Annotated in this window: 22 protein-coding genes, 2 tRNA genes and 2 pseudogenes; 13 read left to right on the top strand and 13 right to left on the bottom strand. The window is 67.8% G+C overall.

Annotated features, from left to right (window positions below; all coding sequences use genetic code 11):
- Positions 1-96 precede the first annotated feature (96 nt).
- On the bottom strand, positions 97-2,718 hold the full coding sequence (locus tag ACV530_RS25430) for a valine--tRNA ligase (protein WP_494334917.1): 2,622 nt from the start codon (positions 2,716-2,718) through the stop codon (positions 97-99).
- Between the two features lie 92 nt (positions 2,719-2,810).
- Here ACV530_RS25430 and ACV530_RS25425 point away from each other — a divergent pair, with 92 nt between their 5' ends.
- The 4 genes from ACV530_RS25425 to ACV530_RS25410 all read left to right on the top strand — a co-directional run bounded on the left by ACV530_RS25425 (position 2,811) and on the right by ACV530_RS25410 (position 6,350).
- Positions 2,811-3,542 (top strand): hypothetical protein, encoded by a 732-nt coding sequence (locus ACV530_RS25425; RefSeq protein WP_494334918.1) that lies wholly within the window; start codon positions 2,811-2,813, stop codon positions 3,540-3,542.
- 149 nt (positions 3,543-3,691) lie between these two features.
- Positions 3,692-4,651, top strand: a complete 960-nt coding sequence (locus ACV530_RS25420; RefSeq protein ID WP_494334919.1) for a hypothetical protein — start codon at positions 3,692-3,694, stop codon at positions 4,649-4,651.
- A gap of 37 nt (positions 4,652-4,688) precedes the next feature.
- Complete coding sequence (locus tag ACV530_RS25415) at positions 4,689-5,453, top strand: hypothetical protein (RefSeq protein ID WP_494334920.1); 765 nt, start codon at positions 4,689-4,691, stop codon at positions 5,451-5,453.
- Positions 5,454-5,492: 39 nt separating this feature from the next.
- Positions 5,493-6,350: a hypothetical protein gene (locus ACV530_RS25410; RefSeq protein ID WP_494334921.1), complete on the top strand. Its 858-nt coding sequence runs from the start codon at positions 5,493-5,495 to the stop codon at positions 6,348-6,350.
- A 6-nt stretch (positions 6,351-6,356) separates the two neighbouring features.
- On the opposite strand, the gene ACV530_RS25405 is transcribed toward ACV530_RS25410, so the two are convergent.
- The gene (locus ACV530_RS25405; protein WP_494334922.1) at positions 6,357-6,905 is read right to left on the bottom strand and encodes a GNAT family N-acetyltransferase; all 549 of its coding nucleotides are present in this window, start codon (positions 6,903-6,905) and stop codon (positions 6,357-6,359) included.
- Positions 6,902-8,131, bottom strand: a complete 1,230-nt coding sequence (locus ACV530_RS25400; protein ID WP_494334923.1) for an NsdA family TPR-like regulatory protein — start codon at positions 8,129-8,131, stop codon at positions 6,902-6,904. The genes ACV530_RS25405 and ACV530_RS25400 overlap by 4 nt, the downstream gene beginning before the upstream one ends.
- Positions 8,132-8,349: 218 nt before the next feature.
- Here ACV530_RS25400 and ACV530_RS25395 point away from each other — a divergent pair, with 218 nt between their 5' ends.
- The 3 genes from ACV530_RS25395 (at position 8,350) to ACV530_RS25385 (ending at position 10,683) form a co-directional block, all read left to right on the top strand.
- Entirely contained in the window at positions 8,350-8,691 is a 342-nt protein-coding gene (locus ACV530_RS25395; protein WP_494334924.1) for a DUF6415 family natural product biosynthesis protein, read from the top strand.
- A gap of 251 nt (positions 8,692-8,942) precedes the next feature.
- Positions 8,943-9,629 (top strand): hypothetical protein, encoded by a 687-nt coding sequence (locus ACV530_RS25390; RefSeq protein WP_494334925.1) that lies wholly within the window; start codon positions 8,943-8,945, stop codon positions 9,627-9,629.
- 154 nt (positions 9,630-9,783) lie between these two features.
- The gene (locus ACV530_RS25385) at positions 9,784-10,683 is read left to right on the top strand and encodes a hypothetical protein (protein ID WP_494334926.1); all 900 of its coding nucleotides are present in this window, start codon (positions 9,784-9,786) and stop codon (positions 10,681-10,683) included.
- 10 nt (positions 10,684-10,693) lie between these two features.
- Here the strand turns inward: ACV530_RS25385 and ACV530_RS25380 are convergent, their stop codons facing one another.
- Both ACV530_RS25380 and cynR read right to left on the bottom strand, forming a co-directional pair.
- A complete protein-coding gene (locus tag ACV530_RS25380; RefSeq protein ID WP_494334927.1) occupies positions 10,694-11,857 on the bottom strand; it encodes an AAA family ATPase in 1,164 nt (387 codons plus the stop codon).
- A gap of 104 nt (positions 11,858-11,961) precedes the next feature.
- On the bottom strand, positions 11,962-12,852 hold the full coding sequence (gene cynR / locus ACV530_RS25375) for a transcriptional regulator CynR (protein ID WP_494334928.1): 891 nt from the start codon (positions 12,850-12,852) through the stop codon (positions 11,962-11,964).
- Between the two features lie 127 nt (positions 12,853-12,979).
- Here cynR and ACV530_RS25370 point away from each other — a divergent pair, with 127 nt between their 5' ends.
- From ACV530_RS25370 to ACV530_RS25360, 3 genes are read left to right on the top strand one after another with little or no spacing between them, the layout of a single operon-like run.
- Positions 12,980-13,570, top strand: a complete 591-nt coding sequence (locus ACV530_RS25370) for a carbonic anhydrase (protein WP_494334929.1) — start codon at positions 12,980-12,982, stop codon at positions 13,568-13,570.
- A 56-nt stretch (positions 13,571-13,626) separates the two neighbouring features.
- A complete protein-coding gene (gene cynS, locus ACV530_RS25365; RefSeq protein ID WP_494334930.1) occupies positions 13,627-14,097 on the top strand; it encodes a cyanase in 471 nt (156 codons plus the stop codon).
- Between the two features lie 19 nt (positions 14,098-14,116).
- Positions 14,117-14,581: a nucleoside deaminase gene (locus tag ACV530_RS25360; protein WP_494334931.1), complete on the top strand. Its 465-nt coding sequence runs from the start codon at positions 14,117-14,119 to the stop codon at positions 14,579-14,581.
- A gap of 49 nt (positions 14,582-14,630) precedes the next feature.
- Here the strand turns inward: ACV530_RS25360 and clpX are convergent, their stop codons facing one another.
- From clpX to ACV530_RS25335, 5 genes are all read right to left on the bottom strand, one after another.
- Positions 14,631-15,917, bottom strand: a complete 1,287-nt coding sequence (clpX, locus tag ACV530_RS25355) for an ATP-dependent Clp protease ATP-binding subunit ClpX (protein WP_494334932.1) — start codon at positions 15,915-15,917, stop codon at positions 14,631-14,633.
- A gap of 164 nt (positions 15,918-16,081) precedes the next feature.
- The gene (locus ACV530_RS25350) at positions 16,082-16,753 is read right to left on the bottom strand and encodes an ATP-dependent Clp protease proteolytic subunit (RefSeq protein ID WP_494334933.1); all 672 of its coding nucleotides are present in this window, start codon (positions 16,751-16,753) and stop codon (positions 16,082-16,084) included.
- A 58-nt stretch (positions 16,754-16,811) separates the two neighbouring features.
- Entirely contained in the window at positions 16,812-17,417 is a 606-nt protein-coding gene (locus tag ACV530_RS25345) for an ATP-dependent Clp protease proteolytic subunit (RefSeq protein WP_494334966.1), read from the bottom strand.
- 297 nt (positions 17,418-17,714) lie between these two features.
- A complete protein-coding gene (gene tig / locus ACV530_RS25340) occupies positions 17,715-19,085 on the bottom strand; it encodes a trigger factor (RefSeq protein WP_494334934.1) in 1,371 nt (456 codons plus the stop codon).
- 133 nt (positions 19,086-19,218) lie between these two features.
- Positions 19,219-19,295: transfer RNA gene (locus ACV530_RS25335), tRNA-Pro, on the bottom strand.
- A gap of 166 nt (positions 19,296-19,461) precedes the next feature.
- Between ACV530_RS25335 and ACV530_RS25330 the strand changes: the two genes are divergently transcribed.
- A tRNA-Gly gene (locus tag ACV530_RS25330) sits at positions 19,462-19,535 on the top strand.
- Positions 19,536-19,609: 74 nt separating this feature from the next.
- On the opposite strand, the gene ACV530_RS25325 is transcribed toward ACV530_RS25330, so the two are convergent.
- Positions 19,610-19,804, bottom strand: coding sequence for a hypothetical protein (locus tag ACV530_RS25325; RefSeq protein ID WP_494334935.1), 195 nt, complete (start codon positions 19,802-19,804; stop codon positions 19,610-19,612).
- A gap of 204 nt (positions 19,805-20,008) precedes the next feature.
- Here ACV530_RS25325 and ACV530_RS25320 point away from each other — a divergent pair, with 204 nt between their 5' ends.
- The gene (locus tag ACV530_RS25320) at positions 20,009-21,097 is read left to right on the top strand and encodes an acyltransferase family protein (RefSeq protein WP_494334936.1); all 1,089 of its coding nucleotides are present in this window, start codon (positions 20,009-20,011) and stop codon (positions 21,095-21,097) included.
- Positions 21,098-21,317: 220 nt separating this feature from the next.
- Here the strand turns inward: ACV530_RS25320 and ACV530_RS25315 are convergent, their stop codons facing one another.
- Positions 21,318-22,454, bottom strand: a complete 1,137-nt coding sequence (locus ACV530_RS25315) for a PP2C family protein-serine/threonine phosphatase (RefSeq protein WP_494334937.1) — start codon at positions 22,452-22,454, stop codon at positions 21,318-21,320.
- Positions 22,455-22,662: 208 nt separating this feature from the next.
- Between ACV530_RS25315 and ACV530_RS25310 the strand changes: the two are divergent.
- Positions 22,663-22,935: pseudogene (locus ACV530_RS25310) on the top strand (GNAT family N-acetyltransferase); the annotation flags it as partial.
- A gap of 63 nt (positions 22,936-22,998) precedes the next feature.
- Here ACV530_RS25310 and ACV530_RS25305 read toward each other — a convergent pair.
- A pseudogene (locus ACV530_RS25305) lies at positions 22,999-23,412 on the bottom strand (GNAT family N-acetyltransferase); the annotation flags it as partial.
- Positions 23,413-23,439: the final 27 nt, after the last annotated feature.

Below are 23,439 nucleotides of genomic sequence, written 5' to 3'. Positions count from 1 at the left end.
CAGGCCGCCGGACAGGCACCGGCCCGTTGGCCGACAACGGCGAAGGCCTCGCACCCCTCTTGAGAGGAGTGCGAGGCCTTCGCTGTATCAGCCGTCTCAGCCCTGCGGCAGGGAGGCCAGCTGCGCGGTGATCCGCTCGATGTCGGCCTCGGCCTTGGCCAGCCGCGTACGGATCTTCTCCACCGCCTGCTCGGCCGCCTTGGCCAGGAACGCCTCGTTACCCAGCTTGGCCGTGCACTGCGTCTTGTCCTTCTCGGCCGCGGCCAGCGCCTTGGCCAGGCGCTTGCGCTCCGCCTCGACGTCGATCGTGCCCGACAGGTCGAGCGCGACCGTCGCCCCGGCGACCGGCAGCGTCGCCGTCGCGGTGAAGCCCTCCTCCGCCGGCTGCAGGCGCAGCAGCTGGCGGATCGCACCCTCGTGCGCGGCCAGCGACGTGCCGCTCAGGTCGAGCTCGGCCGGCACCCGCTGGCCGGGCTGCAGGCCCTGGTCGGCGCGGAAGCGGCGGACCTCGGTGATGACCTGCTGGAGGTTCTCGATCTCGGTCTCGGCAGCCGCGTCACGGAAGCCGCTGTCCTTCGGCCAGTCGGCGACGACGAGCGACTCCTTGCCCGTGAGCGTGGTCCACAGCGTCTCGGTGACGAACGGGACGACCGGGTGGAGCAGCTTCAGCGTGACGTCCAGAACCTCGCCGAGGACCCGCGCCGACACCTTGGCCTGCTCGCCGCCGCCCATGAACGTGGTCTTGGACAGCTCGACGTACCAGTCGAAGACCTCGTCCCACGCGAAGTGGTAGAGCGCGTCCGACAGCTTGGCGAACTGGTAGTCCTCGTAGAACGCGTCCACCTCGGCGACGGTCGCGTTGAGCCGGGACAGGATCCAGCGGTCGGTGGCCGACATCTGCTCGGCGGGCGGCAGTTCGCCCTCCACCGTCGCGCCGTTCATCAGCGCGAAGCGGGTCGCGTTCCAGATCTTGTTGGCGAAGTTGCGGGACGCCTGGACCCAGTCCTCGCCGATCGGCACGTCCGTACCGGGGTTGGCGCCCTTGGCGAGAGTGAAGCGGACGGCGTCGGACCCGTACGCGTCCATCCAGTCCAGCGGGTCGACGACGTTGCCGAAGGACTTCGACATCTTCTTGCCGCGCTCGTCGCGCACCAGGCCGGTGAGGGCGATGGTGTGGAACGGCGCGACGCCGTCCATCGCGTAGAGGCCGAACATCATCATCCGGGCGACCCAGAAGAAGATGATGTCGTGGCCGGTGAGCAGGACGTCGGTGCCGTAGAACTTCTCCAGGTCCGGCGTCTTCTCGGGCCAGCCCAGCGTGGAGAACGGCCACAGGCCGGAGGAGAACCAGGTGTCGAGGACGTCCGTGTCCTGGTGCCAGCCCTCGCCCGACGGCGGCTGCTCGTCCGGTCCGACACAGACGACCTCGCCGTCCGGGCCGTACCAGACGGGGATCCGGTGGCCCCACCACAGCTGGCGGGAGATGCACCAGTCGTGCATGTTGTCCACCCAGTCGAAGTAGCGCTTCGACATGTCCTCGGGGTGGATCTTCACCCGGCCGTCGCGGACGGCGTCACCGGCGGCCTGTGCCAGCGGACCGACCTTGACCCACCACTGCATCGACAGCCGCGGCTCGATGGTCGTGCTGCACCGGGAGCAGTGGCCGACGGAGTGGACGTACGGACGCTTCTCGGCGACGATCCGGCCCTGCTCGCGCAGCGCGCGGACGATCGCGGAGCGCGCCTCGAAGCGGTCCAGGCCGAGGAACGGGCCGTGGACGGTGATGTTGCCGCGCTCGTCCATCACGGTCATCGACGGCAGGTTGTGGCGCTGGCCGATGGCGAAGTCGTTGGGGTCGTGGGCCGGCGTCACCTTGACCGCGCCCGTCCCGAACTCCGGGTCGACGTGCGTGTCGGCCACGACGGGGATCGTGCGGTCGGTCAGCGGCAGCTTGATGTGCTTGCCGATGAGGTGCGCGTACCGCTCGTCCTCCGGGTGGACGGCCACGGCCGTGTCACCCAGCATCGTCTCGGCGCGGGTGGTGGCGACGACCAGCGAGTCCTCGCCCTCGCCGTAGCGGATGGAGACGAGCTCGCCGTCGTCCTCCTGGTACTCCACCTCGATGTCGGAGATCGCGGTGAGGCAGCGGGGGCACCAGTTGATGATGCGCTCGGCGCGGTAGATCAGCTCGTCGTCGTAGAGCCGCTTGAAGATCGTCTGGACGGCCTTGGACAGACCCTCGTCCATGGTGAAGCGCTCGCGCGACCAGTCCACGCCGTCGCCGAGCCGGCGCATCTGGCCGAGGATCCTGCCGCCGTACTCCTCCTTCCACTGCCACACGCGGTCGGTGAACGCCTCACGGCCGAGGTCGTGGCGGGACTTGCCCTCCTCGGCGAGCTGCTGCTCGACCTTGTTCTGCGTGGCGATGCCGGCGTGGTCCATGCCGGGCAGCCACAGGGCCTCGAAGCCCTGCATGCGCTTGCGGCGGGTGAGGGCGTCCATCAGCGTGTGCTGGAAGGCGTGGCCCAGGTGGAGGGAGCCGGTGACGTTGGGCGGGGGGATGACGATCGTGTACGGCTTCTTCTCGCTCGAGGCGTCGGCCGTGAAGTAGCCCCGCTCTACCCAGCGCTCGTACAGCGGCCCCTCTACTTCGGCCGGCGCGTACTGGGTCGGCAGTTCGGGGGTGCTGCTGTTCGGCTGCTGAGTGTTATCGGTCACGGGCGAAATTCTACGGGGCAGGTCCGACAGCCCACGACCGGTTTCACCCCCGGGGTAAAGCGCAGGTAAGACGTCGGGAAAGATGGGGCAACATGAGCACCACCCCCATAGCCCCGATGGATCACCCGGCCCCGCGAGGCGGAGGCAGAGGCAGGGTGATCGCCATCACGGCGGGCGCGCTCGCGGTCGCGGGTGCCGGGCTCTGGTTCTTCACCGGCGACGACGGTGACGATGGCACGAAGCCCTACACGATCGTGATGCCGGAGAAGCTCCTCGGCGGCGAGTACGCCCAGGACAAGGAGTCCTCCGACAACGACGAGGCCCCCGAGGACCTGGCCAGGGACAAGACCGCCAAGATGATGGGCATCGTCGACGGCAAGGCCGTCGGGGGCGCGTACATCAACGACAAGAAGCAGAACCTGAACATCTTCGGCGCCTACGGCACGATCGCCGACCCCGCCAAGACCCTCGACGCCATGGTGGCCAAGTCGAAGGGCGGCTCCGAGGAGTCCGGCATCAAGACGGAGACCGTCACACCCTGGACCGAGTTCCACCCGGCCGGCATGGACGGCGCGGTCATGAAATGCACGTCCTCGAAGAGCACGATGAACATGGGCCTCGCCTCGCTCTCGTCCGAGTTCGCCCAGTGCATGTGGGCCGACGGCAGCGCCCTGGGCGCCGTCCAGCACTCGGTTACGAAGACCACCGGCCTGCCCGCCACCGCGAAGGGCATCAAGCCGAACGCCACCGGCAACGCGATGTCGGCGAAGGAGCTGTCCGAGGCGGCCGCCAAGGTGCGCAACGAAATCCGCAAAGACAAATAGGACCCTTGGGGCTCAACCACCCTCCCCTCTGCGACTGTTCCAAAACCGTTGCTCCCCCGCTGTAAAGCCGGAATAAGCCGTCGGCAAGGATGTCGCGACGCAATGACGCGTGCGCGCCCCACAGCGAACGAGAGAGACACAGACACACCATGAGCAACCACCAGCCGGGTCCCTACGGCCAGCCGCCCCAGCCTCCCCGGGGCCCCAACCCGTACGGCCAGGGCGGCGCCCCGGGCCAGCCCGGCTACGGCTACCCGCAGGGCAACCCGTACGGCCAGCAGCCCCCGCAGGCCCCGTACGGCGCCCCGCCCCAGCAGCCGCCGTACGGCGCTCCGCCGCAGGGGCCGTACGGCCAGCAGCCGGGCATGCCGATGCAGGCCCCGTACCCGGCCCCGGTACCGCCGCAGGGCGGCGGCAAGGGCAAGACGGTCGGCATCGTGATCGGAGCGGTGGTGCTCGTGGGCGCGATCGCGGGCGGCGCGTTCGTGTTCCTCAAGGGCGGTAGCAGTGACGGCAATGTGAAGCCGTACACGATCGTGCTGCAGGACAAGCTGGCGGACGGGAAGTACACGAAGGCTCCGTCCGCCGACCCGCAAAAGCAGACCGAGAGCCTCGCCAACAACGACAAGGCCAAGGAGCTGGGCGTCTCCAACGGCACGGGTGTCGTCGGGAGTTACTCCAACGACGACAAGCAGCGGATGATGATCATCGGCATGTACGGCGACATCTCCGACCCGAAGAAGTCGACCGACGCGATGATCGCGAAGATGGACGAGTCCTCCAAGAAGAACCAGGGGACCATGGGGGCCGGCCAGAAAGAAACCGTCACGGACTGGACCGAGTTCCACCCGAGCGGCTTCGACGGTGCCGTCATGAAGTGCAAGGCCGAGAAGACCTCGACCTCCTTCGGCACCATGTCAAGCTCGGTCAACATCAGCACCTGCATCTGGGGGGACTCCAGCGCCCTGACCGTGGTCCAGCACGTGACCCAGAAGATGACCGGCGGCATCACCGGCGGCGTCGGCTCGTCCTCGGCGGACCCGCTGTCCGCCAAGGACCTGGCCGACCTCACGGCCAAGGTCCGCACCGAAGTCCGCAAGGACAAGTAGCCAACCGCACAAGGTGGTTGGCCCGGAGGAAAGAACCATGAGCAATACCCCGAGCCCCTCCCTCCCGGCCGGAGACCCCGGCCCCTACGGGAGCGGCCACACCCCTCCGGGCCAGCCGCCTTTGCCCCCGAAGAGCGGCGGCAGCAACGACGCGAAGGTGATCGGCATTTCCGCGGCTGCCGTCGTCCTCGTGGGCGCACTCGCGGGCGGCTACCTCTACGTCAAGGGCGACGCCCCCATCGACGGCGTGAAGCCGTACACGGTCACGCTGCCCGAAAAGCTGCTGGACGGCACGTACGCCAAGCACGGCAAGGACACCGACCCCAAACAGCTGAGCAACAATCGCCTGGGAATTCACAACGGGACTCAGGTGTCCAACAGTTACTACGGCCCCCAGAAGAAGACCATGATCGTGGTCGGTATCTACGGCGGAATATCCGACCCTCAGAAGTCGGTAGACGCCTGGGCGGCCCGGCACGACGAGAACGCACCCAGCGATGAAAAGGTCGAGGTCGTCACACCCTGGGCAGAATTCCACCCGGCAGGCTTCGACGGCGTCACGATGAAGTGCCAGACCGAGAAGTCCACCAGGGCGAACGGCGCCTTCACCACGGCCACGAACGCCAGCATCTGCATCTGGGGCGACTCCAGCGCGGTGACCCTGGTCGAGGACATGACGGTGGAGGCAAGCTCTGTCTACGACACGGGCAACTCCCGCTCCGAGACCGGCAACGTGATGTCCGCCAAGGAACTGTCCGAGGCCACGGTCAAGGTGCGCGACGAGGTTCGCAAGGAGAAGTAGCAACACCCCTGCAAGGCGATGGGCTCCGAAGGGAACGAGATGAGCTACGACCAGCCCAACCCGTACGGCCAGCCGAACCAGCCCAACCCCTATGGCCAGAACGGCCCCACGGGCCAGCCCGGCTACGGCTATCCCCCACCGGCCCAACCGCCCCAGCAGCAGCCGTATTACCCCCCGCCGCCGCCCATGCCCCCGCAGAGCGGCGGCGGCAAGAGCAAGGGTGTCGTCATAGGCCTGGCGGTAGGCGCCGTGGCCGTCGTGGGCGCCGTCATCGGCGGCATGCTCCTCTTCACCAACAGCGACAAGGGCAGCAGCTCCGTCGCCGACGATGGAAAGCGCTACAAGCTCACGGCTCCGGACACGGTCGCGGGTGAGTTCAAGAAGGACGCCTCCGAAGGCGACGACGGCGGTTTCTCCACAGCGAGGGACAAGTCCAAGTTCGAAGAGCTGGGCGTCAAGAATCCGCAGGACGCCAGCGCCTCGTACAAGTCCAGCGGATTCGCCCCGAGGGTGCTCCAATTCGGCGGCGTCTGGGGTGAGGTGAAGGACCCCGACGCTGTGGTCGACGGTATGTTCAAGGTCATGGCGGACGAGGCGAAAAAGGACTCCTCCACCGGCAACGGCGGAAAGGGCGAACTCGAGGGCACTCCGCAGAAGGTGTCCCCCAGCGGTCTCGACAACGCCGTCATGAAGTGCCAGTACATCAAGATGGTGGGCAACCCCGCAGCACCGAAGGGCTTCAGGACCCCGTTCTGCGTCTGGGCCGACCACAGCACGGTCGCCCTCACGATGCTCGTGGATCCTTCCGCGGTGACGTCCGGCAAGAGCACGACGATCGAGGAGGCTGCGGGCATCGCGGCAAGGGTGCGGCAGGACGCGCGCGTCGAGATCAAGTGAGCCGAGCTATTTGTTCATTGGCCGCACCATGGCACACAGTTCAGGGGCGTCGGGAAAGTCCGGTGTGGTCCTCCCCACCGCCTCATAGCCCCACTCTTCGTAGAGCGCCCGTACCTTGGCATGCATCTGGTGCACCAGGAGTGTGACACGCTCCTCGGGGCGGCCGACGAGCAGTTCGTCGTGGATACGGCGGGCGTACCCGGTCCCACGCCATGGCGTGCGGACCATGAGCTCGGACAAGGCGAAGGTCCTGGTGCCGGTCTCAGCGGCGAAGGGTTCCTCCGGGCGCGGTTCAACGGTCGCCCACCATGCCGTGGACGCGCTCAACGGGGCGCCGTACGCGTAGCCCACCGGCTCTCCAGCGTCGTAACCGACGACGCAGGAGAAGCCGGGGAGGCCGGACCAGTGATCCAGGAAACCGGCGAACTGAGCGCGGTCGGCCAGTGGATCACCGCTGTCGGTGTATACCTCGTCGTGCACGTCGAGCAGGAGCTCTCGGATGGACTTGACCTCTCGGCCTGCGTACTGCCGCACGTCGCGATTCAAGCTGCTCATGGCCTGCCTTTCGTTGAGTGTGCAAGAGCTTCTGCCACATGCTCAAGGCGCTGAGTCACACGGCTACTGGTCGTGGTTGCAGTCATTGCGGCAGCAACAGCAGCCGCTGCCTGTTCCAAATCACCCCGGGCAAGCTGTAGTTCGGCAAGCAAGACGGTGTAAAAGGTGCGGTTTCGCGTGAATTCAGCGCCAAGCAGTTCAAGTGTTTGCGTCGTGAGGTGCTCAGCACGGTCGTAACAACCTGCACTTTGATGAGCCAGGGCCGCAAGACCACTGACTTCGGCCGGAGTAACGAAGGCCAGCCAACTCGAGGAATCGGCTGCACCAGCACGATCAAAGACCCGCTCAGCAGCTGCGAGGTGACGTCCCATGCCCGAAGGGTCTCCCGTGGACCCCAGGCAGTCGGCCAATCGCGAGTGCAACAACGTGGCAATCAACGGGTGCTGTCGAATGTGACGTTCGCTCAAAGCGGTCCGATTGATACGAGCAGCCTCGGCAGGCCGCCCAGCCTGCTCAGCCTGAGCTGCAAGATCGGACCAAGCACGAGTTCCCGCGACCCGATCACCTGCGAGAACCGCGGCCTGGAGGGCCTCATTCCGCAACCGTGCAGCCTCGTCACACCGGCCACTGTCGTGGGCAGACCATCCCGCACAGCCAGCCACGGCCCCAATGGCTCGATACAGCGCCTTTTCGACAGTACTTCCATAAAAGCAGTGATCCAGCACGTGACGCAGGCGACGGAGGTAGTCGGTCGCCACGTCGATGGTAGCCACGCCGCCAAACCCGTTGAAGTGGGCATCCAGCAGACTGATCGTCCGCTCGATCCGCTCGATATCGCTTGCGCCAAGACGCCCGCGCTGAGGCACTTGGTCAATACCCAGGGTCGTGACAAGAGCTCCGGCGAGGAACGTGCGCTGCGCTGGGTCCTCCTCCGGTACAGGGACGGAGGTCCGAGGCGGTACGGGAAGCCGAGTGCTCTTGCCCCGAGGGACAAACCCCATTGCCTCGGCAGGCTTGTCGAAGATTCGCTGAAGTGCCAAGAGATAGCGCGTCCATGGCCATCGCACCTCACCCGAGATCCAGCGCCGTACGTGACGGTCAGTGCAGTCACCTGGCGATCCACACATCTCGGCAACGACCCGATTGACCTCCCTGGCGAGTTCCTGCTGGCTCAACCCATACGCATCCAGCAAGCCTTCCAACGTGGTGTTCCGCTGTCGGCCCATCCGGCCCCCTCGGGTCTGAGCGCAAAGAACTGACAGCCACGGCAACCGCTGTCCCGTAGGTAAAACTGTCCGGCCGCTCGTCGGTAACTGCCCATGTTCTGCCCTGGGCCCCGCGCCCCTCTGCGGCCTTGACTGGGAAGCAGCGAAGACCCACACCCCCAGGAGCCACACCGATGCGACCCGATCACTCAAAGCATCCCCTGCCACCGGCAACCCTCATGACCGGAGAGAACATCCCCCTCGACCTCGTCACGATCCGCGCCGTCACCCGCCGCGCCCTCGCGGAACGGATCGTCCGCCCCCGCCGCAGCGAGATCGACGAACTCACCCGCACCCTCCGCGAGCACCTCGAGCTGATGCTCGCCGAGGCTCAGTCACGCGCCGAGCAACTCACCATCGGCACCGTCCCCCGCGACCGCTGGGACGCGCTCATCGACCACATCCGCACCGACCTCGACTTCGCCACCGGTAGCGAACGCCCCGTCCTCTGCGCCGCCGACGCGTACATGCAAGTCCTAGCCCGGGATGCCCGTTTCCTTGCGGATTGCCTCGATGAGTGAGCGAAGCGCGGGGCGAGGAGAGGTAAGTGCCATAACTCACCCTCCGCGCCGGTCATAAGCACCCTTCCGGTACAAGTCCACGGCCACCGCCAAACGGCCCCCCTGCTCAGCGGCGTAACCGCTGGTAACCTCCGCCACCGGCAAAGCGCTCCCCACCTACGCCCCGCCTGCATAGCGGACGGCTGTAGTGCGCAAGGTCCGTAACGAGAAGTAGCCGCATGCCCAAAGCGGTTGGACCCGAAGGGAACCTCATGAAGAAGACGGCCGGGCTCACGATCGGCGCCGTTGCGCTCCTGGGCGCGACGGCGGGTGGCGCATACACCTTCCTTGGCAAGGGAAGCAGCGACGACAAAGTGAAGCCCTACACCATCGCGCTGACGGACACGTTGCTCGACGGGAAGTACTCGAAGCTGACCACGAAGGCGGCGACCGACCAACTCGCCCAGAACGCCGACATACCTGGCGGCACGACCGTCGGCGCCGCCTATGAGACCAGCGACAAGCTGGGGCTGGCGGTCACGGGCACCTACGGCAAAATCACCGATCCCGGCAAGGCCGTTGACGACTATGCGGCACGTCTCGACAAGCAGGAGAAGACGTACGCGGACAAGGTCAGCAAGAACAAGGCGAACGTCAGGGTCAGTACGGTGACCCCCCTCAACGAATTCCACCCGTCAGGCTTCGACGGCAGCAGCGCGGTGATGAAGTGCAAGGCCACAACGTTCACCTCCACGGTTGTCGACAATGCGGTCAAGGTTGAGGTCTCGACGTGCATATGGGGAGATTCCAGCGCCGTCGGGATCGTCCAGAACACGGTCAGCAAGAGCGACGCCGCTGTCGGCATCGGCAACAGCAACATCACGCCCGACGTGATGACGGCGAAGGACCTGGCCGACGCAACGGCCACCGTGCGCGGCGAGGTTCGTAAGGCGAAGTAGCCGCCAGGCCGGGGCACGGCCGGATAGCGACCGCCCGTGCCCCGCTCCCCCCCACCACCAGCAGCATCATGTCCGCCAAGAGGGCTGTCCGAGGCCACGGCTAAGATCCCAAAATGGCAGCCTCGGCACGGCGATTGGCCCCGAAGGGAACGACATGAGCTACAACCAGCCCAACCCATACGGCCAGCCCCCGCAGCCGAACCCGTACGCCCAGCAGCCCCAGCAACTCCCTTACGGGCAGCCACAACAACAGCCCGGCCCCTATGGAGCACCGCCGCCGTACGGCCAGCAGCCCGGCATGCCCCCGCCGTACCTGCCGCCGCCCATACCCCCGACGGGAGACAGTGGCGGCAAGGGCAAGGCCTTAGCCATCGGGATCGGTGCTGCGGTTCTGGTCGGGGCGATCGTCGGCGGCGCCTTCTACCTCATAGGTGACAACGGCTCCGACTCGCCCGCCCGGCACGGCAAGCACACAACGGCCAACGGTGGCACTCCGTCCCCCACCCAGAGCGGCAGCGGCAAGCGCTACAAGCTGACCGCTCCCGACACACTGGCCACCGATTTCCGCAAGGACGCCTCCAGCACACCGCAGGACTTCAACTCCGGTGACAAGGCAGACTTCGAAGGGAAGGGCGTCCACAACGCGGAGGGAACCATCGCCGAGTACAAGGCCGGCGTGGACACGGGCACCACGAAGCGCCTCCATCTCATCGGCGTCTGGGGCGAGATCAAGAACCCGGAGTGGGTGGTGGACAGCTCGCTCGACTCCCTGAAAGTGAAGCTCAAAAAGGGGAAGATGGAAGGCTTTTCCGCTCGGTTCTCGCCGAGCGGGCTCGATGACGACGCCGTCGTCAAGTGTCAGTACTACGCCTCCCCGGTGAGCACCGGCAAGGAACTCAAGCTGCCCATCTGTGTCTGGGCCGACCACAGCACCACCGGCATCATCATGTTCACCGATGCCGCGGCTCTGCTCAGCGGCCAGGCCACCCCTCTGGACCAGGCGGCGGAGCTGGCCGTCAAGGTCCGCCATGACGCCCGCGTCGAAATCCCCTGAGCCCCGTGCGTCACCGCTTGGGCCAGTGCCACGACGGCTCGTCGAGCGGGCCCTCCCGGCCCGCAACGCCCGTCTGCCCGAGGGCGTCCTTGACCAGGCCGATGGAGTTGACGTCGAGCCGGTGGCGCCGGGCACCTCGGGCGAGGGCCTCGGCGAGGCCCGGCGCGTGCGTGACCACGACGATCTGGGTGTCCCGGGCGGCGGTGAGGAGCAGGTCGGCCAGCGGGGGCAGCAGGTCCGGGTGGAGGCTGGACTCCGGCTCGTTGAGAACGAGCAGCGCGGGCGGCCGGGGCGTGAGCAGCGCCGCCGCCCACAGCAGGTAGCGCAGGGTACCGTCCGACAGCTCGTCCGCGCCGAGCGGGCGCAGCAGGCCGCTCTGGCGCAGCCGCAGCTCGAACCGGCCGCTCTCGCCGTCGATCTCCACCCGGCTGCCGGGGAACGCCGCGTCCACGGCGGCATCCAGGGCCTCGTGGTCGCCGATCTCGCGGATCGTCTGCAGCGCGGCCGCGAGGTCCGCACCGTCGTGGCCGAGCACGGGCGTACGCGTACCGATCCGGGCGCTGCGGACGGGGGCATGGGCATCGGTGCGTACGTGGTCGTAGAACCGCCAGGACCGCAGGTGCTCGCGCAGCCGCAGCAGGTCGGGGGCGAGCTGCGGGTCGGCGAGCTCGCTGAGCATGCTGTCGTACGGGCGGAGGGCGTTCACCGACTGGTGCCAGGTGCCGTCGGCGGTGCGGGTGCGTACGGCGGGGCCGGAGCGGTCCGACAGCAGTGCGGCGGGACGCAGCACGGGGCCTGCCCAGGTGCACTCGCGCTTGATCTCGGGGTCGAGGTTGAACAGGGACGGCGCGCCCCCACCGCCCGAGGTCGGGATGGGGTGCCCGAAGTCGACCGCGTAGCTGAATTCGTCCCCGGAAAAGCCGAGGCGGAGGCTGACGGCCGGCGAGCGGCCTGTGCCCTTCCTCTCCCCCGCCCACAGCACCGAGGGCAGCCCGCCCTCGCGCGCCAGCGCCGCCACCGCGCCGCCCTGGGCGGACGCGGCGAGCAGCCGCAGGGCCCGGTAGAGGCTGGACTTGCCGGCACCGTTCGCGCCGGTGATCACGTTGAGGCGGCCCAGCGGGACGATCAGGCGGCGCAGGGAGCGGTAGTTCTCGACGGCGAGGGTGGTGAGCATGGTGCCAGTGTGCCGAGGGGGTCGGACAGCGCGGGCGAACCGGGTACCGCTTTCCTCACGGCTGAGGGCAGTTCTCGGGCGGAAACCGGTACCCGATTCGTCAGTCACCCATCGCGGCGCGACCCCGTTCCCGCCGCCCTCGCGAGCTCCGCGAACGCCCGTGCCGCAGCGCTCTGGTACGCGGTGTCGCGCCGGAGCAGGGTGACCGTACGCGCGGGCAGCGCGGGCTCCAGGGGTACGGGGTGCAGGTCGGGCCGGGCGTGGGCGATCGCGTCCGGGAGCACCGTGGCGAGCCCGGTCCGGGTGACGATCTCGACGAGCGCGTGGACGGAGTCCGCCTCAATGGCGATCCTCGGGCGCACCCCGCATGCCGCGAAGTGCTCGTCGATGTGGCGGCGCGTGGCGAAGTCGGTGCTGAGCAGCGCGAGTTGCCGCTGCTCCAGCTCGGCCACGGGCAGCGGCGCACGACAAGACCCGTCGCCCACGACCAGGCTGAGCGTCTCCGTGAACAGCTCCTCGGCGGCGACCCCCGGCAGGTGCGCGCCGCCAAAGGCGATGCCGAGGTCCAACTCGTCGCCCATCAGCGCCGATTCGATCCGGTCCTGGGTCATCTCCCGCACCGTCAGCGCGATCCCGGGGTGCGCGGCGTGGAACCGCTCCACCAGCGGGCCGACCAGGTACGCCGTGAACGTCGGCGTCACGGCGAGGCGCAGGCTGCCCCGCGACAGGTCCTGGACGTCCAGCACGGCCCGCTCGCCCGCCGCGAGGTCCTGCAGGGCGCGCTGGGCGTAGTGGACGTACGCCTGGCCGGCGTCCGTGAGGCGCACGGTGCGGCCGGTACGGTCCAGCAATTGGACGCCCAAGGCCTTCTCCAGCTGCCTGACCTGCTGGGACAGGGTGGGCTGCGAGATGCGCAGCTCTTCGGCGGCGCGGGTGAAGTTGGCGTGCTCGGCGACCGCGAGCAGATAGCGCAGGTGACGTAGTTCCGGCTTCATATCCCCAACCATAGATGGCATCGATAGCAGCCAGTGGTATTGAGTCTTGGACACTATAGGTCGAGGTCATGCACAGTGAATGACGTCGGCCCCCCACCGACACCCCGATCGAAGGGAGTGAGAGGTCATGCGTCATCTCGCCCAGGGAATCGACCGCTTCCAGCGGGAGGTCTTCCCCGCCAAGGCCGGGCTCTTCGCCCACCTGGCCACCCACCACACGCCGCACACGCTGTTCATCGGCTGCTCCGACGCCCGCGTCGTCCCCGAGCTGATCACCGGCTGTGAGCCCGGCGAGCTGTTCGTCATCCGTACGGCAGGCAACCTCGTGCCCGCCTACGCACCCCGCACGGACGGCATCGCGGCCAGCATCGAATACGCGGTCGCCGCCCTGGGCGTGACGGACATCATCGTCTGCGGGCACTCCGCCTGCGGCGCGATGACCGCCCTGGCCGAAGGCCACGACCTGGGCGCCATGCCGACGACCGCGGACTGGCTGCGCCACGCCGACGCCGCCCGGGCCCGCACCACCGCTCCCGGAGTGGACGCTCTCGTACGGAGCAACGTCCGCGCCCAGCTGGCGAACCTGGTCACCCACCCCTCGGTGGCCCGCGCCCTGGAACAGGGCACGGTCACGCTGCACGGCTGGTGCTACGACATCGGCAGCGGCACCGTCGACGAACTCGACCTCGCCGGCCGGTCGTCCGCCCTCGCGGCCTGACCCCTTCGAACCACTCCCCACAACCCACAACCCATCCCCGAAAGGAAACCCTTCCCATGGTGCACGCCCAGTTCGACAACACCGCTCGCCAGGCCCTGGCCGCCAAGGCCGTCGAGGCGAAGGTCCGCAAGGACCTGTCCTGGCAGCAGATAGCCGACGCCGCGGGCCTGTCGGTCGCCTTCGTCACCGCCGCCGTGCTCGGCCAGCACCCGCTGCCCGAGGCCTCGGCCAAGGCCGTCGCCGAGCTCCTCGGCCTGGACGCCGACGACGCGATGACGCTGCAGACCATCCCGAACCGCGGCTCCATCCCCGGCGGCATCCCCACCGACCCGACCATCTACCGCTTCTACGAGATGCTCCAGGTCTACGGCACCACCCTCAAGGCCCTGGTCCACGAGCAGTTCGGTGACGGCATCATCTCCGCGATCAACTTCAAGCTGGACGTGAAGAAGGTCGCCGACCCCGAGGGCGGCGAGCGCGCCGTCATCACGCTCGACGGCAAGTACCTGCCGACCAAGCCGTTCTGACACCCGGGAGACCGAACCCATGGACTTCATCCAGCGCACCATCGATCTCGCCCGGGCCAACATCGCCGAGGGCGGACGGCCGTTCGCGACCGTCATCGTGAAGGACGGCGAGATCCTCGCCGAGAGCGCCAACAAGGTCGCGCAGACCAACGACCCCACCGCGCACGCCGAGATCCTCGCCATCCGCGAGGCATGCACCAAGCTCGGCACCGAGCACCTCACCGGCACGACCATCTATGTGCTCGCGCACCCGTGCCCGATGTGTCTCGGCTCGCTCTATTACTGCTCGCCCGACGAGGTCGTCTTCCTCACCACCCGCGACGACTACGCGCCGCACTACGTGGACGACCGCAAGTACTTCGAACTCGGCACGTTCTACGAAGAGTTCGCCAAGCCGTGGCAGCAGCGCCGACTGCCGATGCGCTACGAGCCGCGTGACGCCGCCACCGACGTCTACCGCGAGTGGCAGCAGCACAACGCGTGAACGTACGAAAAGGGGCCCGGCACAGGATGCCGGGCCCCTTTTCGCGAAATCACGCGCTCTTCTCGTGCCGCTCTCCCGGCTCGCTCCCGCGAGACCTCGGCACCAGAGTCGGGTTCACATTCGACTGCACCACGTCCGCGGTGATGACGACCCGGGCGACGTCCTTGCGCGAAGGCACCTCGTACATGACGGACATCAGCACCTCCTCCATGATGGCGCGCAACCCTCGCGCACCCGTGCCACGGAGGATGGCCTGATCGGCAATGGCCTCGAGCGCCGGGCGGTCGAAGTCCAGCTCCACTCCGTCGAGTTCGAAGAGGCGCTGGTACTGCTTCACCAGCGCGTTGCGCGGCTCGACGAGGATCTGGAGGAGAGCCGCACGGTCGAGGTTGTGCACGGAGGTGATGACCGGGAGCCGGCCGATGAATTCCGGGATCATCCCGAACTTCACCAGGTCCTCCGGCATGACCTCCTGGAACTGGTCGCTCGCCTCGATCTCGCGCTTGGAGCGGATGGTGGCGCCGAAGCCGATGCCCTTGGCGCCGGCCCGGGATTCGATGATCTTCTCCAGGCCGGAGAAGGCACCGCCCACGATGAACAGCACGTTCGTCGTGTCGATCTGGATGAATTCCTGGTGCGGGTGCTTACGGCCGCCCTGAGGGGGGACGGAGGCCGTGGTGCCCTCCAGGATCTTCAGGAGCGCCTGCTGGACGCCCTCGCCGGAGACGTCCCGGGTGATCGAAGGATTTTCGCTCTTACGGGCGACCTTGTCGATCTCGTCGATGTAGATGATGCCGGTCTCGGCCTTCTTGACGTCGTAGTCCGCGGCCTGGATCAGCTTCAGCAGGATGTTCTCGACGTCTTCGCCGACATAGCCGGCCTCCGTCAGCGCGGTCGCGTCGGCGATCGCGAACGGGACGTTCAGCATGCGCGCGAGCGTCTGCGCGAGCAGCGTCTTGCCCGAGCCCGTGGGGCCGAGCAGAAGAATGTTGGATTTGGCCAGTTCGATACCGTCGTCGCGGCCGCCGTGACCGGTCTCGCCGGCCTGCACCCGCTTGTAGTGGTTGTAGACGGCGACCGACAGGGCCTTTTTGGCGGCTTCCTGGCCGACGACATAGCCCTCGAGGAATTCGTAGATCTCACGGGGCTTGGGGAGTTCCTCCCAGCGCACCTCGGAGGTCTCCGCCAGCTCTTCCTCGATGATCTCGTTACAGAGATCGATGCACTCGTCGCAGATGTACACACCAGGACCCGCGATGAGCTTCTTCACCTGCTTCTGGCTCTTCCCGCAGAACGAGCACTTGAGCAGATCGCCGCCGTCACCGATGCGTGCCACGAGGTGCTTCCCCTTCGCCTGGGATCCGCCTTGTTCTGCGAACCCGAGTGCTTGCCTATCGACGGTACCTTGCCGGGCCCCCCGTGCGGGCCCCCCTTGCACTCTCCTCGGGCCAAGGGGGGTACCGGCGGCACTGTGTCCGAGACACCGTACTCAGACGGGCATCAGACGGATACTGACGACTTGCGCGTCGAAACGATCTGGTCAACGAGACCGTACGCGAGCGCGTCCTCAGCGGTGAGAATCTTGTCGCGCTCGATGTCGTCGCGGATCTTCTCGACGGGCTGGGTGGAGTGCTTGGCCAGCATCTGCTCCAGCTGGGTACGCATGCGCATGATCTCCTTCGCAGCGATCTCCAGGTCGGAGAGCTGCTCCCGGCCGGTCTGGCTGGACGGCTGGTGGATCAGCACCCGGGCGTTGGGGAGCGCCATGCGCTTGCCCGGCGTACCGGCGGCCAGCAGGATGGCCGCGGCGGAGGCCGCCTGGCCCATGCAGACCGTCTGGATGTCGGGCTTCACGAACTGCATCGTGTCGTAGATGGCGGTCAGCGCGGTGAACGAGCCGCCGGGCGAGTTGATGTAGATCGAGATGTCACGGTCGGGGTCCATCGACTCCAGGCACAGCAGCTGCGCCATGACGTCGTTGGCGGAGGCGTCGTCGATCTGGACGCCCAGGAAGATCACGCGCTCCTCGAAGAGCTTCGCGTACGGGTCGTACTCGCGGACACCCTGGGAGGTGCGCTCGACGAAACGCGGGACCACATAGCGGGCCTCGGCCTGGGGGCCCGTGTAGAGGCCGCTGGGGGCGGAGAAGTTGTTCATGCGGGTGTTCACCATCCTGATGGCGATCGGTGCGGTGGGCTGGGATACGGCTGTAGAGCGGTACTGCCGGGGATCAGGCCCCGGTGCCGCCGCCGCCCGGAACGCCGGCCGCGTGCGTGATGATCTCGTCGATGATCCCGTACTCCTTGGCCTCGTCCGCGGTGAACCAGCGGTCGCGGTCGCCGTCGCGGATGATCGTCTCCACGGTCTGGCCGGTGTGCAGGGCCGTGATCTCCGCCATGCGCTTCTTGGTGCGGAGCAGCTGCTCGGCCTGGATCTTGATGTCCGTGGCCGTGCCGCCGAGGCCCGCGGAGCCCTGGTGCATGAGGATGTCGGTGTTCGGCAGCGCGAAGCGCTTGCCGGGGGTGCCGCCGGTCAGCAGGAACTGGCCCATCGAGGCGGCCAGGCCCATGCCGATGGTGACCACGTCGTTCGGGATGTACTGCATGGTGTCGTAGACCGCCATGCCCGCCGTCACCGAACCGCCGGGGCTGTTGATGTAGAGGTAGATGTCCTTGTCCGGGTCCGCGGCCAGGAGGAGCATCTGCGCCGTGATCTTGTTGGCGATGTCGTCGTCGACCTGCTGGCCGAGGAAGATGATCCGCTCGTCGAGCAGCCGGCTGTAGACCTGGTCGCCGAGGCCACCACCGATGGAAGGCCCGCCGGCGGCGGAAGGCATCAGATTCATCACGTGATCCACCTGCTCGTCTCTGACGGCAACGGGCCGTCTCCGCGTCTTCACTCGGGGCCGGGGGTCGCATGGGCCGGTACGCTCCGGCGCACTCCAAGTCTTCCCCTGCCCTCGTATCTACGGACCCTAACGCGCTGGTCGGCGGGCGCCATCCCGCATGGGGAACTGTTCGCTCTGAGCGCAGGTTCCGGGCGGCGGCGGGAGCGCGTACGGGCCCGGCCGCGCCCCCGGGGCAGGGGACGCGGCCGGGCCCGTACGAACAGCTCGGCTGCCGCGGGGCGAGGATCAGGCCTCGGTGCCCTCGGCGGCCTCGACGACCTCGGCGGCTGCCTCGGTCTCGTCGTCCTCGTCCTCGAGGTCGACGATCTCGCCGTTGGTGTCCTTGACGGTGGCGGCCTCGACGACGGTCGCGAGGGCCTTGCCGCGGGCGACCTCACCGACGAGCATCGGGACCTGGCCGCCCTGGACGACCGCCTGGGCGAACTGGTCCGGGGACATGCCGGAGGACTGGGCGCGGCGCATCAGGTGCTCGGTGAGCTCCTCCTGGCCGACCGACAGCTTCTCCTTGTTGACGATCTCGTCGAGGATGAACTGGGTCTTGATGCCCTTCTCAGCCTGCTCCTTGAGCTCGGCGTCGAACTCCTCGGCGGACTTGCCCTGGATCTCCAGGTACTTGTCCAGGGTCAGGCCCATCTGACCGAGCTGGTGGTGCTCGAGGTTGTGCTTACGAGTGTTGACCTCGTCCTCGAGCAGCTTCTCGGGCATCGGGACCTCGACCAGCTTCAGCAGCTCGTCCAGGACCTTCTCCTGGGCCTGGGTGGCCTGGTCGAACTTCTTCATCCGGGCCAGGCGCTCACGGCTGTCGGCCTTGAGCTCGTCCAGCGTGTCGAACTCGCTCGCCAGCTGCGCGAACTCGTCGTCCAGGGCGGGCAGTTCACGGGACTTGACGGCGGTGACGTCGACCTTGACCTCGGCCTCCTTGCCCTCGGCGGAACCGCCCTTGAGCACGGAGGTGAAGGTGGCGGTGGCGCCGGCCTCGAGACCGGTCACGGCCTCGTCGATGCCGTCCAGCAGGTCACCGGAACCGATGGTGTAGTCGATGCCGGTGGCGACGCCGTCCTCGAGGACCTCGCCGTCGACCTTGGCCTCCAGGTCGACCGTGACGATGTCGCCCTCGGCGGCGGCACGCTCGACCGCGGTGGTGGTGGCGAAGCGCTCACGCAGCTGCTCGACGGACTTCTCGATGTCCTCGTCGGTCACCTCGGTGACGTCGACGGTGACCTCGATACCGGAGTAGTCCGGGATCTCCAGCACCGGACGGATGTCGACCTCGGCGGTGAAGGCCAGCAGCTCGCCGTCCTTCAGCTCCGTGATGTCGACCTCGGGCTGACCCAGCGGGTTGAGGTCACCCTCGTTGACGGCCTCGGTGTAGAACTTCGGGAGCGCGTCGTTGACGGCCTCCTCCAGCACCGCACCGCGGCCGAAACGCTGGTCGATCACGCGGTTCGGGATCTTGCCCTTGCGGAAGCCGGGCACCGAGACCTGCTGGTTGATCTTCTTGTACGCCGCGTCGAGGCTGGCCTTGAGCTCCTCGAAGGGCACCTCGACAGTGAGCCGAACCCGAGTCGGGTTCAGGGTCTCCACGGCGCTCTTCACGGTTCGGTCTCCTTGGGGCTGACTTCTGGGAATCTGCTGAGCTTCTCAGCGGACCGCGCCCGGTACAGAGACACACAGACGCGCAGCTTGCATAGTAACCGCACGCACGATGGGCCCCACAATGTGATCTTGCTGGTCGGGGTGGCCGGATTCGAACCGACGACCTTCCGCTCCCAAAGCGGACGCGCTACCAAGCTGCGCCACACCCCGTCGGTGCGAGACGTAGGGTACATGCCCGCGGGGGTGCGCAGATGCCGAATCGACCACGGAACAGCCGTCGGGCGAAGGCCCGGTGAAGGGGGTGTGCGATGAACCCCCGGGACCCGCTACGATGCACGTCAGTGCCATCGGCCCCACAGGGGTTCGAGCGGCGCGCGCGGGCGTAGCTCAATGGTAGAGCCCCAGTCTTCCAAACTGGCTACGCGGGTTCGATTCCCGTCGCCCGCTCCATCACGCCTCCGGCCGCCCAGCCGGAGGCGTTTCGTTTCTCCTCGGATCTCTCCCCGGACCTCTCCTCAAACCTCTCAGATCTTGATGTTCGTTATGGTCCGCGCGATCGAGTCGAGGAGGCTGTGGATCGAACCGGCCAGCGTGGTGGACGCGAGGAAGAAGCCGAAGAGGATCGCGATGAAGGCCGGGAAGACCTTGAGGTGGCCGTTGCGCGTCATCACCACCATGAGGATCCCCAAGAGCAACACGGTCGACAGCGAAATGATCACAGCGATCACACCCTCGGTTCGAAAGCACCTGCCCGGTTCGGGAGACGCTGCCCCGCAGGCCCCCTCCGCACCCATCGTGCCACCAACTCGGCCACCAGTGTGGTGACCTGACTGTTCATCGATGAATTGACCGAGTCGGTGGCGAATCGCTTTTCGGCCAGGTGGCTTGGTCGCGACCCCGGTTCCGCGATTAGGGTGCCTCGGGTGTCCCCCACCACCTCCACGGCGCCTCCGGCGCACTCCGGCTCCCCCGGTCCCGGCCGTACCCGGACCGACGCCGCCGGTGCGGCGCGGCGCGATCCGTTCTTCGACAACGCGAAGTACCTGGCGATCGTCCTTGTCGCCCTCGGCCATGCCTGGGAGCCGCTCACGGACAGCAGCCGGGCGGCGACGGCGCTGTACTACACCGTGTACACGTTCCACATGCCGGCGTTCATCCTGATCTCCGGCTACTTCTCGCGTGGGTTCGACTTCAGCCCGGCGAAGCTGAAGCGGTTGATCACCGGTGTGCTCGTGCCGTATCTGGTCTTCCAGGCCGTCTACATCGGCTTCCAGCACGCGCTGGAGCCGGATGCGCCGCCGGACGCGTTCTCACTGCTCAACCCGTGGTACCTGAACTGGTTCCTGGCCGCGCTGTTCGTGTGGCGGCTGACCACGCCGATCTGGAAGCTCGTGCGGTGGCCGGTGCCGGTCGCGTTCGCGATCGCGATCGTGGGGATGCTCACCCCGGGTGTCGGTAGTGACTTCGACCTCATGCGGGTCATGCAGTTCCTGCCGTTCTTCGTGCTCGGCCTGCACGTGAAGCCCGAGCACTTCGCGCTGCTGCGGCGGGGGTGGGTGCGGGTTGCGGCCGTGCCGCTGTTCGCCTGCGCGCTCGCCACCGCGTACTGGCTGGCGCCGCGCCTGGACAGCGGCTGGCTCTACCGCAACTCCAGCGTCCACGACCTCCACCAGCCCGCGTGGACCGCCCCCGTCATGACCCTGGCCCTGTTCGCCTGCGCCGCGGCCCTCACGGCGGGCTTCCTGGCATGGGTCCCGCGCCGCGAGACGTGGTTCACGGCGCTGGGCGCGGGGACGTTGTACGGGTATCTGCTGCACGGGTTTCTGATCAAGTTGTCGCGCTGGTACGAGTGGTATGACGCGTATGCGTGGGTTCGGGGGCCTGTGGGGGAGCTTGTGGTGACGGCGGTTGCCGTGGTGGTGGTGACGGTGCTGTGCACGGGGCCGGTGCGGAAGGTTTTCCGGTGGGTCATGGAGCCGCGCATGGAGTGGGCGTTCCGCTCGGGACGGTAGGGCCGGTGGGGGTTGTGCCCCGGTCCCTCCCTTTCACCGTTTCTTCCGGGGCTCCGCCCCGGACCCCGAAACCGGGCTGAATCTCAGCCCGTCCGGCGTTTGAGGACGAGCGGCGGAGCCGCGACAAGGGGGTCCGGGGGCGGAGCCCCCGAAGCGGGGTCCGGGGGCGAAGCCCCCGGGAAACGGAGAAAGGGCGGGACCGGGGCACACAACTCGCCCGCTAATCGCGGCAGATCAACAACAGCGCCCGATCATCGTTGACGTCCTTCGCGACCGCCTCGATCAAGTGCCATGCCGCGCCCACGAAACCGGACGTGACATAGCGGTCGGCCTCGCCCGTGAGGCGGTCCATGCCCTCGGTCAGTTCGCGCTCGGACGTCTCGACGAGGCCGTCCGTGAAGAGCATGAGGACGTCGCCGCGGCGCAGCGTGCCCTTGACGGAGTCGAAGTCCGCGCCGTCGTAGACACCGAGGAGAGGGCCCTCGGCGGACTTCTCCTCCCAGCGCCCCGTGCCCGCGCACAGGTGCAGTCCGGGGACGTGGCCGGCGGAGAAGAGTTCGTAGTCCCCGCTCTCGAGGTCGAGGACGAGGTGGACGGAGGTGGCGAAGCCCTCGTCCCAGTCCTGGCGGAGGAGGTAGCCGTTGGCGGCGGGCAGGAAGGCGTGCGGGGGCAGGGAGCCGAGCAGGCCGCCGAAGGCGCCGGAGAGGAGCAGGGCGCGGGAGGCGGCGTCCATGCCCTTGCCGGAGACGTCGGTGAGGACGACCTCGAGGGTGCGGCCGCCGTTCGTGCAGGCGCCGACGACGAAGTCGCCGGAGAAGGACTGGCCGCCGGCCGGCCGCAGGGCCATCTCGCGGTGCCAGCCGCGCGGCAGCTTGGGCAACTTGCTCTGGACGCGGATGCGTTCGCGCAGGTCGAACAGCATCGTGCCGCCGCGCCGCCACGGCACGCCGACGCGGCTGCGGAACTGGGCGATGAGCAGCCCGAAGAAGCCGACCGCGGCCACCACGAGGATCGTGCCCGGGGTGACGCGGTCGGCGCCGTACGCGTAGGGGTCGAGGACGGCGGACTCGACGATGAGCGCGGTGGCCGCCGCGGCGTAGAGGCCGAGCAGGCTGGCGGGGCGCAGCAGCAGTCCGCCGGCGACGATGGGCAGGACGAGCGAGGAGGGGGCGCACCACTCGGGCTGGACGATGGTGCCGAGGGCGAAGGCGGGGACGGAGAGCAGGAGTGCGGTCAGGGCGAGCCAGTCGGAGCCGTCGCCGCGGAAGTAGTCGACTCCGGACTTGCGCACGCTCGTGCGGGCCCGGTGCAGTGCTTTGCGCATCCGGGCCGTCGGGGTCTCCGCACCGCCAGTCATTGCTTCGGGACCTTATCCACCCATTCGGCGGTGCGTCGATTCACGCCGCGCCGACACGACAGCCTGGGGCGCGTCGGCCCGGCACCCCGGGTGCAACCTTATGCGAAATTCGTTCGCCTGCACGGATATGCGTTGCTAGGCATGGTTCGTGGCGAGGGAATTGCGCGCGGTGCGCGAGGACGGCTGGGACCAGTGGTACGAGACCTTGATGCTCGCGTTCGGCGGGGTGCCCGAGCCGACCGGGGTGATCAGCCTGTGGAACGGGCTGACCGATCTGGAACGCACCATCGGGGTCTGGGAGGACGGTGAGGTCGTCGGTACGGCCGGTGCGTTCGCCTTCCGGCTGTCCGTGCCCGGCGGAGCACTGGTGCCCACGGCCGGTGTGTCCATGGTGGGCGTACGCCCGACGCACCGGTGGCGCGGTCTGCTGACGGCCATGATGCGGCGGCAGTTGGACGACATAAGGGCGTGGGGCGAGCCGCTGGCGGCGCTGACCGCCTCCGAGCAGTCGATCTACGGGCGCTTCGGCTACGGCGTGGCGACCCTCGGCATGCATGCCGAGGGTCGCCACGCCGTAGCCGAAGCGCCCGTAGATCGACTGCTCGGAGGCGGTCAGCGCCGCCAGCGGCTCGCCCCACGCCCTTATGTCGTCCAACTGCCGCCGCATCATGGCCGTCAGCAGACCGCGCCACCGGTGCGTCGGGCGTACGCCCACCATGGACACACCGGCCGTGGGCACCAGTGCTCCGCCGGGCACGGACAGCCGGAAGGCGAACGCACCGGCCGTACCGACGACCTCACCGTCCTCCCAGACCCCGATGGTGCGTTCCAGATCGGTCAGCCCGTTCCACAGGCTGATCACCCCGGTCGGCTCGGGCACCCCGCCGAACGCGAGCATCAAGGTCTCGTACCACTGGTCCCAGCCGTCCTCGCGCACCGCGCGCAATTCCCTCGCCACGAACCATGCCTAGCAACGCATATCCGT

This window comes from Streptomyces sp. SX-6 (assembly GCF_059089585.1).
The sequence above is the reverse complement of the archived record's forward strand: the minus strand, read 5'-3'. Positions and strand labels throughout refer to the sequence as shown.